The sequence below is a fragment of the Streptomyces sp. NPDC052236 genome, from assembly GCF_044548015.1.
Classification (GTDB): Bacteria; Actinomycetota; Actinomycetes; order Streptomycetales; family Streptomycetaceae; genus Streptomyces.
On record NZ_JBIUBL010000022.1, the window covers coordinates 27,925 to 45,618 of the forward strand.

The 17,694-nt window shown below is 70.6% G+C and carries 12 protein-coding genes; all 12 read right to left on the reverse strand.

Annotated elements, in window-relative coordinates:
- Positions 1 to 47 precede the first annotated feature (47 nt).
- The 12 genes from ACIHCQ_RS30420 to ACIHCQ_RS30475 all read right to left on the reverse strand — a co-directional run bounded on the left by ACIHCQ_RS30420 (position 48) and on the right by ACIHCQ_RS30475 (position 17,687).
- Entirely contained in the window at positions 48 to 6,647 is a 6,600-nt protein-coding gene (locus ACIHCQ_RS30420; RefSeq protein WP_399669312.1) for a DUF4157 domain-containing protein, read from the reverse strand.
- Positions 6,644 to 6,973, reverse strand: coding sequence for a hypothetical protein (locus ACIHCQ_RS30425; RefSeq protein ID WP_399669315.1), 330 nt, complete (start codon positions 6,971 to 6,973; stop codon positions 6,644 to 6,646). Before ACIHCQ_RS30425 ends, ACIHCQ_RS30420 begins: the two co-directional genes overlap by 4 nt.
- On the reverse strand, positions 6,964 to 9,336 hold the full coding sequence (locus ACIHCQ_RS30430; protein WP_399669318.1) for an AAA family ATPase: 2,373 nt from the start codon (positions 9,334 to 9,336) through the stop codon (positions 6,964 to 6,966). Before ACIHCQ_RS30430 ends, ACIHCQ_RS30425 begins: the two co-directional genes overlap by 10 nt.
- A 6-nt stretch (positions 9,337 to 9,342) precedes the next feature.
- On the reverse strand, positions 9,343 to 10,110 hold the full coding sequence (locus tag ACIHCQ_RS30435; RefSeq protein ID WP_399669321.1) for a DUF4255 domain-containing protein: 768 nt from the start codon (positions 10,108 to 10,110) through the stop codon (positions 9,343 to 9,345).
- A 4-nt stretch (positions 10,111 to 10,114) separates the two neighbouring features.
- The gene (locus ACIHCQ_RS30440) at positions 10,115 to 10,840 is read right to left on the reverse strand and encodes a hypothetical protein (protein ID WP_399669323.1); all 726 of its coding nucleotides are present in this window, start codon (positions 10,838 to 10,840) and stop codon (positions 10,115 to 10,117) included.
- The gene (locus tag ACIHCQ_RS30445) at positions 10,833 to 11,624 is read right to left on the reverse strand and encodes a hypothetical protein (RefSeq protein WP_399669326.1); all 792 of its coding nucleotides are present in this window, start codon (positions 11,622 to 11,624) and stop codon (positions 10,833 to 10,835) included. The genes ACIHCQ_RS30440 and ACIHCQ_RS30445 overlap by 8 nt, the downstream gene beginning before the upstream one ends.
- Before the next feature lie 20 nt (positions 11,625 to 11,644).
- On the reverse strand, positions 11,645 to 12,169 hold the full coding sequence (locus tag ACIHCQ_RS30450; RefSeq protein WP_399669329.1) for a phage tail protein: 525 nt from the start codon (positions 12,167 to 12,169) through the stop codon (positions 11,645 to 11,647).
- Between the two features lie 45 nt (positions 12,170 to 12,214).
- Positions 12,215 to 14,065 (reverse strand): phage tail sheath family protein, encoded by a 1,851-nt coding sequence (locus tag ACIHCQ_RS30455; protein ID WP_399669332.1) that lies wholly within the window; start codon positions 14,063 to 14,065, stop codon positions 12,215 to 12,217.
- Between the two features lie 376 nt (positions 14,066 to 14,441).
- The gene (locus ACIHCQ_RS30460) at positions 14,442 to 15,767 is read right to left on the reverse strand and encodes a globin domain-containing protein (protein WP_399669335.1); all 1,326 of its coding nucleotides are present in this window, start codon (positions 15,765 to 15,767) and stop codon (positions 14,442 to 14,444) included.
- Positions 15,768 to 15,941: 174 nt separating this feature from the next.
- On the reverse strand, positions 15,942 to 16,724 hold the full coding sequence (gene nagB, locus ACIHCQ_RS30465) for a glucosamine-6-phosphate deaminase (protein WP_399669338.1): 783 nt from the start codon (positions 16,722 to 16,724) through the stop codon (positions 15,942 to 15,944).
- Positions 16,725 to 16,829: 105 nt separating this feature from the next.
- Positions 16,830 to 16,976, reverse strand: coding sequence for a hypothetical protein (locus ACIHCQ_RS30470; RefSeq protein WP_399669341.1), 147 nt, complete (start codon positions 16,974 to 16,976; stop codon positions 16,830 to 16,832).
- A gap of 69 nt (positions 16,977 to 17,045) precedes the next feature.
- The gene (locus tag ACIHCQ_RS30475; protein ID WP_399669344.1) at positions 17,046 to 17,687 is read right to left on the reverse strand and encodes a class F sortase; all 642 of its coding nucleotides are present in this window, start codon (positions 17,685 to 17,687) and stop codon (positions 17,046 to 17,048) included.
- Positions 17,688 to 17,694 lie beyond the last annotated feature (7 nt).

Here is a 17,694-nt window from a genome sequence, read left to right on the forward strand (position 1 = left end):
GTTCATGTGCGATGTGTGTGGGCAGCCGCCACCGGGGCGGTGTTGTCTCAGTTCAATCCGTGAGCGTCGAGGATCTCCTTTCGGAGCTTCGCGAACACATCCTTCCTGACCTTTTCCGGTGATACGTCGTCATCGAAATCGAATTTATAACCACTGAGGAACATCTTGATATAATTTGCCTCGCGCTCCGCGAGCTCCTCGCCGCCGATCAAGGGCTTCTTCTTGCGGTTCGGTGCGCCTTTGATCCCGGTCCTCTCCTTGGTCTGCTGTTTCTTGAGGTTTTTGACCTCGGTGCCGTCCTGGGCCGCGTCCAGGCGTTGCTCGTACTTCGCCTTCAAGTCCTTCAGCTGGTCGTCCCTGCTCTTGCCGGCGACCCAGGCGTCCTTGCTCGGAATCGCATTCTGCGCGCCGCCGGGAGCGACCGGATAGTCCTGAAGAGCGGATTTGAGCAGCCCCGTGTCGCCATTGGCGGACGCGCGCGCCAGCATCTTTGCCAGCATGGCCGAATAGACTCGTGATGATTCGTCCCGGCGCTTCTCACTGTAACTGGTGATCGTCATCAGAGTTCGCGCCTTGTTGCGCTCCACATCCCCCATCGTGCGGCCTACTTTGTCACCCCGGAAGAGCTTCAGATAGTTTTCTCCGTGCTGCTCCAGGTATGAATATCCGTGAACTCCTTCCGGGCTTGCCAGCTTCGTGTACGGCGGGGCGTCCCCCCTTTTCTGTCCTTCTTGGCGCATATGGGCCACGGTATTGACGCCGCCGGGCATCTCGTGCATTTTTACGCCGCCGCTCTCGCCTTCCCAGTCCAGGTCCCACTCGCCGGGAAGATCGTATTCCTTCTGTTGCCCCGTGGGTACCTTCTTTCCTGTCTCGGGGTCCTTCTTGAGTACGTCCTTCGTCCCTTTCCTGGCGCCGTGTTCCGGGAATTCGCCGCCCGATTGGAGGTCGTCCAGGTCCGCGATGACTTCGCTCATACGCGTCCCCTCGCTCACCTTTACCTGGCTCACCTTCCCGTTCTCCGGATCGCGGACAACCTCCGCCGGGCTGTTGCGGTTCGCCTTGTCGGCGGACTTGATCCGCACCTCGTCCGCGAGTTCCCGGACGAAGGCGAGCGCCTCGCGGGGCTCGATGGTGACCGTGGTGCCGGGGACGACGATCTTCGGTGGGCTGGCCCATGCCCGGACGGTGAACTTCCGGGCGCCTTCGGCCGCCACCCGGGACAGCCGGTACCAGGCCCGCATCGCACTGAGGGTGGCGTCGCGTAGGCGGGGCGGCACTCCTTTACGCAGCATGGCCTTGAGGATCGGACGCATACGGGCGACGGCTTTGGCCAGCCGGTCGTCGTGCCGCTGGTCCTTCTTCTGCTTGTTCTGGTCCTTCTGATTCTTCTGCTGCCTCTGGCGGTCCTTCTTGTGGTCGCGCAGATTGTCGCGCTTCTTCTTGAAGACGTTGCGCAGCTTCGACGCGCTGTTCTTCAGCGCCTTGCCGACCTTGCTCTTCTTGAGCTTCCTGCCCAGTGTCTTCGCCGCGTTGCGCACCTTCTTCAGAGCGGACTTGACGGCCGACTTGGCCTGGCCGAGGGCCTTCCCCGCCAGGGACTTCGGCTTCTTGGGCCTGGTGGGCTTCGGGCCCTCGATCTCCTTTTTCTTCTTGGGGGTATCGGGCGTACTGTCCTTTTCCTTCGCGGGACTGTCCTTCGCGGGACCCTGGCTCTTGTTGTCGGGTGTCTTGTCCTTCGGCTTCGGCGGGGCCTTCGGGTTCGGGGAGGGTTTCGCCTTCGGCTTGGGCGCCACGGGGGGCCTGCGCACTGCCTGCGTGGCATTGCGGATCGCGCCCCGCGCCTTGTTGACCGCCGAGCCCGCCGCTTTCTTCGCGCCCCCGCCCGTCTTTTTCAGGCCCTTCATGATCTTCTCGGACATGGCTTTGAGACGTTTGCCGATGCCCTTCGTCGCCGACTCCAGGCGGATCATCAGGAAGTTGGCGATGAAGTCCAGCAGCGCCACGATCCCCGCCGCGACCGCCTCCGCGAACAGGCAGGCCGCCGGGCCCGCCTTCACCGCCTTCAAGTACGCCCAGAACTTGCTGAACGCGGCCAGGATCGAGCTGATGCTCTGCCAGGCGGCCATCAGACCCTGAACGATCGTCAGGATCGCCCCCGCCGCGGGGACGATCATGGAGACGACCTTCTCGATGACGATCGAGGCGATCATCATCGGCAGCGACGCGATGATCGCGTCCCACGCCATCTTCCCGATCTGCTTGAGCGAGACGCAGCCCTTCACGAGAACATCGATCACGGCCTTGCCCAGGCCCAGAATGCCTTCGACCTTGGTGTCGAACCACCGTTTGACGCCCGTCTTGATCGCGCCCCAGAGGTGATCGGTGATGCCCGCCTTCGCCGAACTGCCCGCCTTGCTGATCCAGCCGCCCGGGTCCGGCGCGATGTCGGCGATCAGCGCCGCGAACTTGCCCAGCGCGTCGATCGCCGCCTGCGCGAACTTGATCGCCCCGAGAATGACCGCCTGGTAGATCTTGATGACGGCCTTGATGCCCGACTCAAGGACGTCGAGGAGTTTGTTCAGTCCTGCGGCCAAGGCGTCCAGCAGCGCGTTGACAGCCGCTTTCAATCCGTCCGCCAGCGCGTTGACCGCGGCGATCGCCTTGTCGCGCATGCCTTCGATCGCCTTGCGGAACTTGTCGCGCAGTTCGGGGAAAGCCGCGAGCAGCACGTCCCCGATGGCGATCAGCGCGTCCGCCAGCACGTTGATCGCCTTGATGGCGAGATCACGTACGAAGTCGATGGCCTTGTTGGCCCACTCCTTGAACGTGTCGATGATGCCGTTGACGAGACTGCGCGCGGCATCGAAGACCTTCGTAACCGCATCAAGAATGGCGTTGAAGGCGCTCTTCACCTTGTCGGCGACCCAGCCGAAGAAGCCCCCCGAGGGCTTCTCCTCCTCCTTCTTCTTCTCGGCCTCCTTCTCCGCCTTTTCACGTTCCGTGTCGATCTGCTGGTTGTCCTTCTCCTTCCGGTCGCTGACCTCCTTGTCCTTGTCGTCGCGGCCCTTGACGATTTCCTTGTTCTTCTCCGTGTGCTCCTTCTCGGAATTCTTGTCCGCGTCCTCGATCTTCTTGTCCTGCTCACCGCGCCAGCTCTCCCGCTCGCGCTGAGCCTCTTCCGCCGCACGGCCGCGCTCGGCCGTCTGCTTCTCCGCGTTCTGACTGACCTCGCGGTCGACCTCGTTCTGCTTCTCCTGCTTGGCCTGCTGCTCGCCCTGCTGCTGTTCCTTCTCCTTGGCGACCAGATCCCCCTGCGCCTGGCCCCCCGCGCCCTGGATCTCGCTGCCGCGCTCCTGCTTGGCGACCGCTCCGACGCCCGGCTTCGGCGCGGACGCCCGCAGGGCGCCGCCGCCGCCCTTGCCGCCGGCGCGGCCCGTGGCCGTGCCGGTCAGCTGCTCCCGGGGCGCGTCGGGGAAGATCTGGTCCTCGCCCATCGGCTTGGCCGCGTCGTCGCGACCCGTGCTCTGGATCGTGGACTGTTTCTCCTTGAGCGCCTCCGCCTGATCGTCCGTGCGCTTGGGGTCGCTCTCTCCCTCAAGCTTGATCTTGGGGGCGGGGCCCACCGTCTTGTTCCGCAGTTCCGGGTCGACGGTCGGGACCGCGTCGGCCGCCGCGTCGACGTTCTTCGCCTGCTCGTCGGTCAGCTCCCCGGCCACGGGCGCCGGCGGCGGGGGAGTACTGTCCGTGGGCTTCGGGCCCTGCGCCTTCTCGCTGCCCTTGGCCTGCTGCTTCTCGACCCGCTCCGCGGGCCCCAGCTTCTCGACATGCCCCGTCACCTGCTCGGCGGGCGCGGCGGCCTCGGGCGGGCCCGACTGCGTACGCGGCGCACCCGAAGGGCGCTCCCGCTTCGGGGGGTTGGCGTCCAGCCGCTGCTGTTCCTCGCCGATCTTCTTGTCCGCAGCGGTGTCCACACCGGGCATCGCGGCCAGCGCCTGGTCCGGAGCCAGCTTGCTCACCGTGGAGACGGCGGCCTTCGGGTCCTGCCCCGATACGTCCGGCGGCTCCGCCTTCTCCTCCTCCTTGACCGCAGCGCCGCCACCGCCGCCACCGCCGCCACAGCTGCCGCCGCCCTCGTCTTTCTCCGCGGCGGGCTCCGGCGGGGCACAGCCGCCGCCGTCCTTCTCCAACGACGCCTCCGGCTGGGCCTGAGCGCCCTCCGGGGCGGGAGCGCCGAACTTGCCAGGGCTTTCGGCCTGTTCGCCGACAGGGCCGACCGCCGCCTGCGCCGCGGACGGCGCGGCGCCCGGGCCCGCCGCGGTGGTCGGCCCGGCCGGCTCGCTGCCGCCGACCGTGCCGCGAGGCGCCGCGCCGGGCCCGGACTCCTTGGGGATACGGCTCCTGGGCCCGGCGGCCTCCCGCTCGGACCTGGGCGGCTCGGCGTCGCGCCGGGCGGCGGGCGAGGGATTACGGTCCTCGACGGGCGCCTTCTGCGTCTGCGCGCCCGCGGGGCGCCTCGCCGCCGGGCCGGGTGACGACGCGTCCGGGCTCTTGTCCGGACTCGTACCGGCGCCCCCAGACGTGGCGGCCGAGGCGTCCGGCGCGGTGCCCTGCTCCTGTTGCGCGCGCTCCTTCAGCTCCTGCTGTTCGTCCTGCGCGTCCTTGGCGTCCGGCTTCTCCCCGCCGTCCGCGGACTGCTCGTCCTCGTCCTCCTCCCGCCTGGCGTCGTCGTCGGTGTGCCGTTCCTGCTGCTCGGCCTCCGGCTCCTGCTGTTCCTTCTCCGTGGTCTCCGGGTCGGGACCGACCTCCTGGTCCGTCGGCTTGTCCGGCTGGAGGTCCTTGGCGCTGCGGTCCTGGGCCTCCGCGGCCGGACCGCCCTCGGGCTTCGGCGCCTCCCCCTCGACGGGACCCTCGTCCTCGCCCGGAGCCTTCGCCTCCGGGACCGCGGAGTCGTCGTCCTCCTCCTGAGACTCCTTCTCGCGTTCCTGCTCGACCCGTTCGGCCTTGGTGGGCGGCGGTGCCGGGAAAGACGGCAGCGAGGGCTCCGCCCCACCCGGTCTCACCTCATCGGCGGTCGGTACGGACGACACGTCCAGGTCGGTGTCCGGCAGATAGTCCTCGGGCTTCAGTTCGGCCTCGCCCTTCGCCCCACCGCCCTTGGCCTTCTCGCCCGCCGCGCCGCCGATCTCGTTGTCCGCGCCCGCCTCAAGACCGAGCGGCTTCTCCTCCTCGCGCGGTTCGTCCCCGTCCTCGTCCTTCTCGTGCAGGCCGTGCTCGGACAGCGCGCTGTCCCGCTGCTCCGCCCGCTCGTCCACCTTCTCCGGACGTACGGGACCGGGCTGCCCCTTCGCCTTCGGGTCGAGGTTCTCCCGCTTCGACCCGTCGGCGGGCTTCTTCGCGTCGTCCTTGCGCTTGCGCTTGTCCGCTCCGGGCGCATTGGCCTGCTCGGGGTCCTGCTCCTCCCGGTCGCGCTGCGCCTTGCGCTCCTCCTTCGCCTCCTCGGCGCCCTCCTGCTGCCCCTGCGCCCGTTCGTCGGCGGCCTTGTCGACCCGCTGCCGGTCCTGGTCCTGCTTCTCCTCTTCCTGCTGCTGCTCCTGCCTGGCCTGCTCGCGGGACTGGGCGCGCTCGTCCTCCTGCTCCTTGCGCCGGCCGGCCTCCGCCTGCTCGGCCGACGCGTCCGACCGCGCCCGGCTCTGCTCGCTGCCGCGCTTCTCGTCGCGGGCCCTGGCCTCCCGCCGCTCCTCGCGGGCGTCGTCGGCCTGCTTGCCCTTCGCCCCCCGCTCACCCTCTTCCTTCTGCTTCCACTGGGTACGTTCGACCCCCAGCTCCTCGAAGAGGTCGATCTCCGGCTCCGGCACCCCGGCCGACTGGAGGTCCTCCACCGGCAGGACCTCCGCCGTCTCGGCGAGGTCGAGCAGCCGGTCGTACTCGTTCGAGAGCAGCCGCACCTCCAGCCGGTCCAGCACCGATTCCCGCAGCCGCGGCGACATCCGGGCGAGTTGGAGGCGTACCCGGTGGGAGAGGTCCGCCGGGTCGCCGCGCAGCGAACGCAGTACGCCGTTCGCCAGCCGGTCCACCAGCGTCGCCGGGTCCAGCTGTTCCATACGGTGGCGGTCCGCGTCGACCGTCGCGTACCGCAGCCAGCCGGGCGCCGACCGGTCCGGCTCCACCTGAGGGGCCTGCTCCCCGTCCCGTACGAGCGCTCGCGCCGCCGACTCGGCCTCGCGCTCCATCGCCTGCTGCGGCAGGCTCACCGCACCCAGCTCGCGGCCCGCGCGCAACGCGCCCAGACCGTCCGGACTCTGCACGGTGTGCAGCAGCTCATGGGCCAGCAGCCGCTGCCCGTCCGCCGTGCCCGGCCGGTAGGCGCCCTCGCGGAAGAAGATGTCCTGGCCGACCGCGACCGCGTCCGCGCCCAGCAGCTCCGTCAGCGCTCCCGCGTCCCGGTCGGTGTGCAGCCGCACCTGGCTGAAGTCGTGGCCGAGCTGCTCCTCCAGCTCCCGCCGTACGCTCAGGTCCAGCGGCTGCCCGGCCCCGCTGACGATGTCCTTCGGCTCCGGCGTACGGGACGTGGCCCGGTCCTTGCGCTTGCGCCGTTTCGCCTCCTGCGTGGAACGGGCGTCCTGCGACGCCGCGTGCGAACTCATGCCGACCCCCCTCGCGTCGGTCCCGCCGCTGGGGTGTCGACCTGGCCCCGCCCCGAAAGGCCCGCGTGCACGGCGCGCGCGAGTGCCTCGCCCAGCCGCCGCGGCGAGGCGGTGGCGGGCAGCGGCGGCAGCCCGGAGAGCGCGTCCATCGCCCGGCCGCCCTCCGCGGCCAGCGGGACACCCCGTTCCCGTACGAGCCGGGTCAGTTCAGCCTGGAAGGCGGCCGACACCCGCTCGGAATTTTCGGGATTCAGCCGCTCGAAACCGTCGAGCACCAGCTCACCGATGTCCACGCGCACCGTGCGCGGCCCCTCGTTCACACCCATCCGTGGACCTCCGAGGGCGTCAAGGAGCGGTCCAGCTTGAGATATTCGGTACGCGCCGCCTCCAGCATGTGCCGCATCTGGAGCCGGTCGCCCTCCTCCGCCGCGAGGAACGCGCCCGACAGCGCGATATTGCGGATGGACCCGCCCGCCACCGTCAGCCGGGCCAGCAGCTCCGGATCGACGCCCTTCATCGGAGCCCGCGCGGGCAGCACCCGCCGCCAGATCTCGGCGCGCTCGCTCTCACCGGGGAAGGGGAAGTCCACCACGAAGCGGATCCGGCGCATGAACGCCGTGTCCAGCGCCTGCTTCATATTGGTGGTCAGGACCGCCAGACCGCGGTACGCCTCCATCCGCATCAGCAGATAGCTGACCTCCAGGTTCGCGTATCTGTCATGGCTGTCCTTGACCTCGCTGCGCTTGCCGAACAGCGCGTCCGCCTCGTCGAACAGCAACAGCGCGCCACCGCGCTCGGCCGCGTCGAACACCTTGCGCAGGTTCTTCTCGGTCTCGCCGATGTACTTGCTGACCACCTGGGACAGATCCACGATGAACAGATCAAGCCCCAGCTCCCGCGCCATCACCTCGGCGGCGAGCGTCTTGCCCGTGCCGGAGCTGCCCGCGAACAGCGCGGTGACGCCCAGGCCCCGGCGCAGCGTCGCGGCGAAGCCCCACTCCTGATAGACCGTGGCCCGCTGCCGTACATGCGCGACGATCTCGCGCAACACGCGCAACTGCCGCTCCGGCAGCACCAGATCGCCCCAGGACGCCTGCGGCTCGATCCGCCGGCCCAGTTCGTCCATGCCCATCCGGGCCTCGGTGAGCCCGGCCCGCCAGGCCAGCCCGGTGGCGTCCAGCTCCTCCTCATGGGGCAGATCCCGTACGACTGTGGCACCGGCGGACCTGATCAGATGCGGCGGCAGCGAGAACTGCTCGACCAGATCCTTCAGGTCGTCGTCCGACACCTCCGGTACACCCGCGAAGGCGTCCGCCCACACGCCGTACTGCTCTTCGGCGTCGAGCACCGGCACGGTCACCCGCTCCCCGCGCGGACGGGCGGTCTGGCGCGGATCGAGACTGGAGACGACGAGCGGCACGGCCGCGCTCTCGATGAACGCGTCGGTCGCCGCGGCCTGTTCCCGGTCCAGCTCGCCGACCTCCACCAGGAGCGCCGCGGGCAGCAGAATCGCCTCACGCTGCCAGAGCCGCGCCAGCCGGTCGCGCTCGGCCGGGTCGGTGGGCAGGTCGTCGGCGGCCGTCGCGTACAGGCCGAGCCCCGAGCGGCGGGCGGCCACGGCGGCGATGTCCGCGCGGGAGCGCAGATCGCCGCCGACCAGCTCGACGCGGAGCGGGGCGTACGGGCCACCGCCGCCCGACCAGCCCGCGGCGACCTTGCTCGCGGCGAGGTCGTACGAGGCGGGCAGGGAGTCGGGAACGGTCGTACGGCGCAGCAGTCCGTGCAGCCGGGAGTCCAGATACGGCGAACCGACCAGGAAGTGCAGGATGCGCTCGTCGAGCCGGAGCCGGGAGGTGGTCAGCCGCGTCTTGTCGTCCAGCTCGATCAGCCGCCAGCGGCGGAGCGGGGCGACGGGAGTGAGCGCGCTCCAGTGCGGGTCGGCGAGCGCGGCGAGCGCGAGCGAGAACGTGGGATGGGCGCGGTCGGGGTCACCGCTCGCGGCGGCGCAGCGCCCGGCGGCGGTGGGGTCCAGCTCCGCGGCGGCGGCGAGCAGAACCACGTCGCGCTCGAAGGGGCTGAGCCCGAAGCAGGCGACGAGCGCGTCGAGGGTCGCGGGCCCGGGGGAGGGGCGGGGCGGGGCGGTGAGCTCCGGAGCACCCGAGCGGGTGCGCGGCCGATCGGGGTTGGGGACACCTTGCGGCGCGCGGTCCGGTCCGCTCGCCGGTGGGGGTCCGTGGTCGGGTCCGCCGGCTGGTGGGTGTGGCTGTGCGGTCTGTGAGGTGCCGGTGTCTGCGGGCTTGTTGGCTGGGGCGGCTGTATCGCCTTGGGGCGTGTGGTTCGGCCTGTTCGCCGGCGGGCGTGGCTCACTGGTGCCGTCGGTCGCGGCGACTGCGTCCCCGTGCGGCCCACAGTCGGGCCCGCTCGCTGGTGGGTGCGGCCGTCCGGCCCGGGAAGCGCCGGTGCCTGCGGGCCCGTCGGCCGGGGCCGTTGCGTCGCCTTGGTGCGGGGTTCCGGCCGGTCCTGCCGCCGTGGGGCGTCGGTCGTCGCCACCGGACGACGGCTGCGCCCGGCGCGCGTGGGCGTCGATGCGGGCGAGGACCGAGCGTACGGCCGCGGCCAGCGCCCTGCCGTCCGCACCGGCGGTCTCCTCGTGCGTGGCCATGTCCTCACCCGCCCCCGTCTCGCGCACCGTGCCTCAGCTCTCCTTGCGGGTGCGGGCGGGCGCGGTCCGCTTGGCCGGGGCCTTCGCCGCAGCCTTCGCCGGACTCTTCGCGGTCACCGCGCGCTTCTTCGCGGGCGCGGCGGGCGCGGCGGGCTCGATCTCCGTCTGCGGCTCCGCCACCGGCGCCCCGGGCGCGCCGAACGGCAGGACCCGTACCGTCCGCTCCTGCACCGGCTTCGCCGGGACCGGCCGCTCGCGGCCCTCGATCAGGACCAGCGACGCCTGGTACGCCACGGACAGCGCGTACGGCGTCTGGTGGAGCATCCCCCAGAGCTTGGACGTCTCGTCGATATCCATCACCGTCGGCGTGAAGCGCACCTTCTGCGGCGACGCGGCCAGATCGCTGCCCCGCAGATACGGACGTTCGGCCGCGAGCTCGATCAACTCCGTCGGCAGCTCGGGGATTTCGTGCAGCGTGCGGATCACGCACCCGATGAGCCGCTGCCCGACCAGCTCCGCCTCCTCCCCGTACGCGCTGATCAGATAGTGCAGATCCAGCGCGGCTGCGGGGCGCTTGAGCAGCGTGCCGTCCGAGGCGCGCGTCGGCAGGTCGTTGTGGCGCATCGAGGCGTTCGGTGTGACCTGGTAGAGGAAGACGTTGATGGTCGGGTCGGTCGGCGGCTCGGCCGGTGGCTTACGGGTTTCCACCTTGACCGCGATGTCCATCTCGGGCCCGAGGTTGTTCGCGATCAGGAAAGCCAGAGCCTGGGTGACCGTCGCGAGGGCGAGTGCGTTGCTCATGGCGTCAGTCCCTCTTCTCGCCGCGCGACAGGTAGTCGTCCAGGGTCAGCGCGGGCGCGCGCCGCGCCGGCGCGGTGTCGGCGGCGGCGGGACGGCCCGCGCCGGGTGGCGGTGCCGCGCTCACTTCCAGTCGGCCGATCTGTACGTGTACGACGCGCTCCGCGGGCCGGGGCGCGCGCCGCCCCACCGAGCTCAGGGCCGCCCCCCGGGCGGTGGCGGCGTCCGCGCCCCGGGGCCGTGCCGGTGCGGCGACGGCCGGGGGTGCGGGCTCCGCGGCGCGCATCGCGGGCGCGGGGACGGCCCGCGCCGCGTCGGAGGCGGCGGGCGCGGGGGAGCGCCGCGCAGGACGCGGGCGGCCGGCGGCTGCCGGGTGTTCCACGTCGGACGATGCCGCAGCCGAGGGCGGCAGGGGTTCCGTACGGCGCACGGCCCCGTCGCCGGACCGCTCGGGCGCTCCGGCCGGTGGCGCCTCGGTGCGTACGACCGTGTGCCGGTCCGTCCGTACCTCGCGCTCGTAGCGGACGGGCTCGGCGGCCGGTGCGAAGGCAGGCCCCGACACGGACGGCACAAGGGCGGCGGGCTCGTCGGGCTCAGGCGGGCCGGTCCGCACCGCCTCGACCCGCTCGAACGGGCCGGGCAGCCGCGGCCGGACCCGTACCGCGCCATCGGCTGTCACCGGCACCGGCGTGTACCGGGCGAGCAGCCGGTCGAAGTAGTCAGGGTCAGGCATCCGCGCACAGCTCCAGGTAGTAGCGACGCCGCAGCGGGCTGAGCGCCAGAATCTCCGGCTCGCTCCACCCGTAGGCGGTGGCGAGCAGATGGACATCGAGCATCAAGTCCCGTGCCCAGGTGTCGAGTTCGGTCCACAGATAGGACGTGATGTCCAGCTCGGCCACGGTGGCCTCTCCGCACTCGGGGCAGCCGACGTTCAGCGTCACATCGGCTGCGGGGTCCGCCTCGGCCGCCGTCTCGGCGAGCCGCTGCCGCACCCGCTCCGGCAGCAGGGACGCCAGCCGCTCCGCCGGAACGGCCTGTCCGCCCCGTACGGCCGAAACCGTGCAGCGGGCGAAGAGCAGTCGACGGGCCTCGTCCGGATCGAGCGCCGTGTCGGCCGCCGCACCGACCGCCGCGAGGTCGGCGACGGTGGGGAGCCGGAACTCGACCACCCACTCGCCCTCCGCCACGCGAAGCGTCTCCGGTGTCCCCTCCGGTGTCCCCTCCGGTGTCCCGTCTGGTGTTTCCGCCCGGTCGCCCAGCCGCGTCGCGTCGAGGTCGAACTCCATGGCCTCACCGCACGACGCGCACTCGGCGCGTACCTGCATGCGCTCGCCGAACAGCGCCCGGCGCAGCGCGAACAGGTCCGCCTCCCGCGCGCCGACCGGCATGGACAGCAACTCCTCGGCGCCCGCGGCCGGGCGGGCCGCCCGGTGCAGCAGCAGGGACCTCCCCGCGTCGTGCTGTGCCAGCCCGGCCTCCCAGGTGGCGAGCAGCTCGGCGGGCCCCGTCGGCGTCATCGCTCATACCTCCGGCGTGCTCAGGCCGGGTGGGTGAACGAGGGCTCGACCGGCTCCTCCACCTCGTAGTCCCGCTCCCAGCCCTCGCATTCGAGCTTGACGCTCTGGATGGCGACCGCGTTGGCGTTGGCGTCCAGCTCACCGAGGACCTGGTACTCGCTCACCCAGGCGCGGTACAGCTTGTGCGAGACGGCCACCTGCCCGGCCTCGTTGAGGACCTGGATGATGATGTCCTTACGGAAGTCCCGCAGCGAGACCTCCGCGCCGAGCCCCGCGCCGACCTGCCACACCTTGTTGGCCCAGCGGTCGAACTCCGGATCGTGGGTGACGCCGCGTTCGAGCGTGACGCCCTCGAACTCGGAGCGGCCCGGCGACTTGCGCGGCGTGCTCGGGTCACCGCCGTGGCGGTGCTTGACCACCTCGGTAGTGCGCTTGAGAGGACTGATCTTGCTGATGCCCGCGACCGTTCGACCGTCCCACAGGACAAGGAACTTGAAATTCTTGTAGGGGTCAAAGCGATGGGCGTTTACTTGGAACTCAGCCATCGGTTTCCTTCGTGTTCCTTTACCTGGCCTACTTACCTGGCGTACTTATGAGAGGTCGAACTGTCCGGCGATCTGCTGGATCTTCACGATCACGAACTCCGCGGGCTTGACCGGCGCGATGCCGATCACGACATTGACCACTCCCGCCTCGATGTCGGCTTCGGTCGTGGTGTCCTTGTCGCACTTCACGAAGTACGCCTCACGCGGCGTGCCGCCCTTGAACGCGCCCTGCCGGAACAGGTCATTGAGATACGCCGATGCCTTCAGCCGGATCTGCTGCCACAGCTGCTCGGCGTTCGGCTCGAAAACGACCCACTGCAGACCGCGGTAGAGGCTCTCCTCGATATGCAGCGCGAGCCGCCGCACCGGCACGTATTTCCACTCGCTGTCGAGCGCGTCCGCGCCTTCGAGTGTGCGCGCACCCCATACCAGCGGACCGACCACCGGGAAGGTGCGCAGACAGTTCACGCCCAGCGGGTTGAGCAGACTGGTCTCCCGGTCGGTGAGTTTGACCGTCAGCGACCGCACACCGGCGAGCCGCGCCTCGGTCCCGGCGGGCGCTTTCCACACGCCGCGCTCGCCGTCCGTACGGGCGATGACGCCGGCGACGGCGCCCGAGGGCGGGAAGGCCCGCAGTCGCCCGGTCAGCGGGTCGGTCAGCTGAAGGTGCGGGTAGTAAAGACCGGCGTGATTGCTGCGTACGGGGTCGAACGCGCCGATCCCGGCCCGTGCGGCGTCCACGCTGCCCCAGACGGAGGGCGAGTCGACGAGCAGGAAGATCCGCCGCTCGCGACAGAGCTGCTCGGCCGCGGACAGCACGGTGACCATGTCCTCGGTCGATTCGTACGCCGAAAGCTCCGGCAGGGCCAGCAGGTTGACGTCGTCCACATCCCGCAGCGCCTGTACGCCGGTCTTGCCCGCCTCGCTGCCGATGAGGTCGCGCGGTCCGGGCGGGTCACCGTCCTTGCCGCCCGCCAGCGGGAAGACGGGCGGGTTGACCGACCCCTCAAGGCCCAGGTCGTTGGCGCACTCGCCGATGAAGCGGACCACGTCGTCGGGGTCGACGGACCCGGCGACGACCTGGACGCGGCGGCCGAAGGCGGTGACCTCGGCGCCCGCGTAGGCGTGCTTGCCCGGCGCGTCGGGCAGCGCGCGCAGCTTGCGCTCCAGCAGCAGGGCGAGCTCGGTGACCTGGACGGGGGGCTCGCCGTCGTGGTCGGGCTCGTAGAGCGTGAACTCCCGCTCCACGTCGCCGATCTTGACCTTCAGCTCGACGTTCAGGTCGGGAAGCTGGGCGGCGAAGGGCTTGGAGACCGTGCCGGACGGGTCGGGCCGGTCCTCAGCCAGGGCCTTCACGCGTACGAGGGAGGAGCCCGCGTTGACGACGGTCTCCACGAAGCGGCCGTGGCCCGCGTGCGTCGACAGGCCCGTGAAGGACTCGCGGGCGCCGCCGCGCGCGTCGAGGATCTGGAGGTTGAAGGTCTTGTCGGGGGCCGGGGTGTCGTGGTCGACGGCCACCCGCAGGCCCGAGCCCCAGACGCCCGGCTCCTTGGCGTGCACTTCGAGGACCGGGCACTCGCTGTGCCCCTCGGTGGACTGGAGTGTGACGCGGGCTTCCTCACCGGTGCCTGCCTTGGCCACGCGGACGATGACCGCGACGGTGCCGCCGTTGCCGAAGAACTGGTGCACCGCGTAGCCGACGGCGCTCTGCGAGGTGAGCCCGCCGAAGCGGCGCTCGAAGTCGGCGAAGCTGGTGACTCGCACGGGTTGATTGAGCGGACCCCGGCGGGTGTGCCCCACGAAAGCGGTCACCGAAGTGGTGACCGAGGCGATGGTTCGGACGCTGCTGGGAAGCTCTTCGATGTAAACGCCGGGATAGCCCATGTGCGTCGGCATTCCCCCTCCATTCCCTTCGCGCACCAAGAGATGAGGAGGAGAGGTGAAGGAACTCTGCGCATGCGTGCAGGCTGCTTGCGCGCTCCTTGCCGTATTCCCCCGTTGCATACCCCGTGCGATATCGGTCTCGCAGGACCGTCGGCCTGCGCCTGTACCTGAGGCCCCCGGTGCACGAGTGCCTCTATTGATGCATGAGTGCCTGGTTGCAGTCTGGTTCGCGGCCGAAGGCATGGTCAAGATGTCAATTCAGTCATCCGACGATCTTCCCCTGTGGAGATATCCGGTGGTGATATCGCGTGGTCACAGCGGTATCACCGATCGGATATGAAGGGGAATTCACCGTGGCTTCACCGAAAGCAGCCGGCCAGGGAAAGAATCAAGCCGATCGTGAGCTATTCCGGCGCGTCGCCTTGTGTTGATCGTGTTCAGGTTCGAACCAGCCGCCGCCGCCCGGTTGCTCGCTCGCGGGTTCGAAGGGTGACTCCAGTGGGCGCGTACGGGCGTCCGGGTCGATCCAGGTGACGGGCAGCGGATCGAGGAACCGCTCGGCGTGGGAGACGTATCCGCGCTGCTTCACCGACGGCGGCAGCGGATCGCGGATGAGCGAGCCGGGCGGCAGCCCGCGTTCGTGGAGCAGCTCGGCCGTCTCCTGTACGAACATCGCCGGTCCGCACAGATAGACGGACTCCTCAGGCCAGTCCCGGCGCGAACTCAAATGGTCGTGCAGCCGCTCCGCCGCCCTCACCTTGCCCTCGCCCCGCTCCTGGTACCACCAGTAGGCGCTGAGGCAGGGCTGCGCCCGCAGGAGTTCGACGAGCGAGTTCGCGTCGTAGAAATGGGCCTCGCCGCGTGCCACGACGTCGATACGGATGCGGGGCGCGGGCCTGCGCGCGAGTAATTCGCCGAGGACGGCCTTGACCGGGGCCCAACCCGTCCCGGCGGCGATCAGCGTGACGGCGGGGGTGCCGGGCGGCGGGGCGAGCGCGGAACCCGAGGCCGGGCCCAGCCGCAGGACCTGGCCGGGCGATGTGCCGTCACACAGCACCGTGGAGAGCAACCCGTCCGCGACCCGGCCGATATGGAATTCGAGTACGCCGCCACGGCCCGGGCGGGCGGCCACGGAGTAGGGCCGCCACACACCCGGTAGGCCGGGGTGCTCGATCGTGGCGTACTGGCCGGGCAGAGAGGGGAAGCCGGCGGACGGGAGGACGTGGATGACGGCCGTGTGGCCGCCGTGCAGCCGGTGCGAGAGGACTGTGGCGTCCCACCACGCGGGCTCGTCCGCGAGGACGGAGCTGTGTGCCCCGCCGGTCATGGCCGCCGCCATGACTCCGTACACGCGCAGCCATGCCTCCTCGGTCCGGTCGTCCCAGGAGCGCGCGCTGTGGTGGCGGATGGCGGCCACCAGGCTCTCGCCCACCGCGGCGTAGTCGGCGTCGCGGATGCCGAACTTGCGGTGGTCCCGGCCGAGCCGGGCGAGCCGGGCGGGGAGCCCGGGGTGGCCGAGCTGGTCCACGAACTGCACCAGCGCGGTGAACAGCCGTTCGTACTGGTCGTCCATCACCGCGGGGAAGAGCGGGCGCAGCCGCGGATGGTGGCTGAACAGGTGCGCGTAGAAGTAGCGGACGACGTGACCGGCGCGCCGTCCGACCCGTGCCAGGCTCGCTGTGACAACGGTTATGTCGCTTGTGTCGCTGTCCATCAAGTCCCCCGCGCGCCCTTGTGGTGCACCGGCCTGCCGCGCAGGGGGGAGCGGCGGGGCTGCGCGCAAGGTGAACGCGTGTCACAGTGCTGAGGGAGCGCACCGTACCAACTGGTGTGCGGGGTTGAGCTGTTGTGTGCGGAAGTTTGTTTTACGGCTTGCGTGCCGGAGACCTTAAAGGCCCTGCCAGGCGGGCTTGGCCGCGTACGTGGCGCGGAAGTAGTCGGCGAGCTTGAGGCGGGAGGCCGCCGCCTCGTCCACGACCACGGTGGCGTGCGGGTGGAGCTGCAGGGCGGAGGCGGGCACCAGCGCGGACAGCGGGCCCTCGACGGCGAGCGCGACCGCGTCGGCCTTGGCCTCGCCGGTGGCGAGCAGGACGAGGTGGCGGGCCTCCAGGATGGTGCCGATGCCCTGGGTGATGACGTGGTGCGGCACCTCGTCGATACCGTTGAAGAACCGGGCATTGTCCTGCCGGGTCCGCCGGGTCAGGGTTTTGATCCGGGTCCGCGAGGCGAGCGAGGAGCAGGGCTCGTTGAAACCTATGTGCCCGTCGGTGCCGATGCCCAGCAGCTGGAGGTCGACGCCGCCCGCTTCGGTGAGTGCGCGGTCGTAGGCGAGGCAGGCGGCGGCGATGTCCTCCGCGGTGCCGTCGGGGCCCATGAAGGAGGCGTCGGTCAGGCCGAGGGGTTCGAGGACCTCGCGCAGGACCACCGAGCGGTACGACTCGGGGTGGCCGGACGGCAGGCCGACGTACTCGTCCAGCTGGCAGACGCGGGCGCGGGACGCGTCCACTTCCGAGGCGCGCGCCTTGGCCGCGAGGGCGTGGTAGACGGGCAGCGGGGTCGAGCCTGTGGAGACGCCGAGGAGCGCGTCGGGCTTGCGTCGCAGCAGGTCGGCCACTGCTTCGGCGATGAGCTCGCCGCCGGCGGAGGAGTCCGGAACGATGACAACTTCCACGAAGATCCCTGTTCCCTGTCTCTGGCAGCGCCCATCCGAAGGCGCAAGTGGTGTAGACCAATCTACCGGGTGAGTGGCGGTGCTGTCAGAGGGGTTCAGAAGAGTTCAGAAGAGAGGGAGCTGGCCCGGAAAGTCGGATACGACGGCGCCGTCGAGCGTGGGCTGCAGCGCCGGGTCGTGGCGCGCGTACCGGCCCGCGACAACGGCGATTTCGCGGCGGCAGACGGGGCAGAGACGGCGGGGAGCGGACATGGGCCCAGTCTGCCAGGCGATCAGTGGTGAGCGTTCCCCGGTCATCGCTCCCCGGTCGGCGCAGCCCGGTCAGCGCTCTCCGGTCAGGCGGGCGAAGGTCACCACGTTTCCGTCGTACCCGGTCTTCTTCGTGTAGCCGCCGCCACAGGTGATCACCCGCAGTTCGGGGACCGGGCCGTCCGCGTACACCCGGCGCGCGGGGAAGTCGCGCTTGGCGAACAGCTCGACGCCGTAGACGGTGAACACCGCCGTACGGCCGTCCGCGCGCGGGATCTCGATGCGGCTGCCGCGCTTGACGGCGCCGAGCCCGTAGAAAACGGCCGGACCTGCGGTGTTGTCGACGTGGCCGACGATGACGGACGTGCCGCGCTCGCCCGGGGTGACCCCGCCCCGGTACCAGCCGGCGAGGTTGCCGCGGGTCAGCGGCGGGGCCTGAATCCAGCCGTCGGTGTCGAGGCCGACCTCGGTCAGAGGGGCGTCGACCGTGAGCGAAGGGATGGTGATCCGCCGGGGCGAGGACGGGGGCAGCGGGGCGGGCGCGGGCGGTTGGGGGGCGGTCGTGGCGTGCCGGGCGGCGAGGGCGGGGGCGGGCCGGGGCGGGCCGTCGGTGGAGTCGGCGGAGCCGGCGGATCCATTGCGCAGGAGGAACAGCCCGAGAAGAAGGACGCAGGCGAGGGTGAACCAGGCACCGCGCCTGTCGGACGTAGGCATGGGGCCG

Bases quoted from the DNA above. Each gene is read 5' to 3' on its own strand.
- ACIHCQ_RS30420 (WP_399669312.1), bottom strand. From the start codon at position 6,647: ATGAGTTCGCACGCGGCGTCGCAGGACGCCCGTTCCACGCAGGAGGCG.
- ACIHCQ_RS30425 (WP_399669315.1), bottom strand. From the start codon at position 6,973: ATGGGTGTGAACGAGGGGCCGCGCACGGTGCGCGTGGACATCGGTGAG.
- ACIHCQ_RS30435 (WP_399669321.1), bottom strand. From the start codon at position 10,110: ATGAGCAACGCACTCGCCCTCGCGACGGTCACCCAGGCTCTGGCTTTC.
- ACIHCQ_RS30440 (WP_399669323.1), bottom strand. From the start codon at position 10,840: ATGCCTGACCCTGACTACTTCGACCGGCTGCTCGCCCGGTACACGCCG.
- ACIHCQ_RS30445 (WP_399669326.1), bottom strand. From the start codon at position 11,624: ATGACGCCGACGGGGCCCGCCGAGCTGCTCGCCACCTGGGAGGCCGGG.
- ACIHCQ_RS30450 (WP_399669329.1), bottom strand. From the start codon at position 12,169: ATGGCTGAGTTCCAAGTAAACGCCCATCGCTTTGACCCCTACAAGAAT.
- ACIHCQ_RS30455 (WP_399669332.1), bottom strand. From the start codon at position 14,065: ATGCCGACGCACATGGGCTATCCCGGCGTTTACATCGAAGAGCTTCCC.
- ACIHCQ_RS30460 (WP_399669335.1), bottom strand. From the start codon at position 15,767: ATGGACAGCGACACAAGCGACATAACCGTTGTCACAGCGAGCCTGGCA.
- ACIHCQ_RS30470 (WP_399669341.1), bottom strand. From the start codon at position 16,976: ATGTCCGCTCCCCGCCGTCTCTGCCCCGTCTGCCGCCGCGAAATCGCC.
- ACIHCQ_RS30475 (WP_399669344.1), bottom strand. From the start codon at position 17,687: ATGCCTACGTCCGACAGGCGCGGTGCCTGGTTCACCCTCGCCTGCGTC.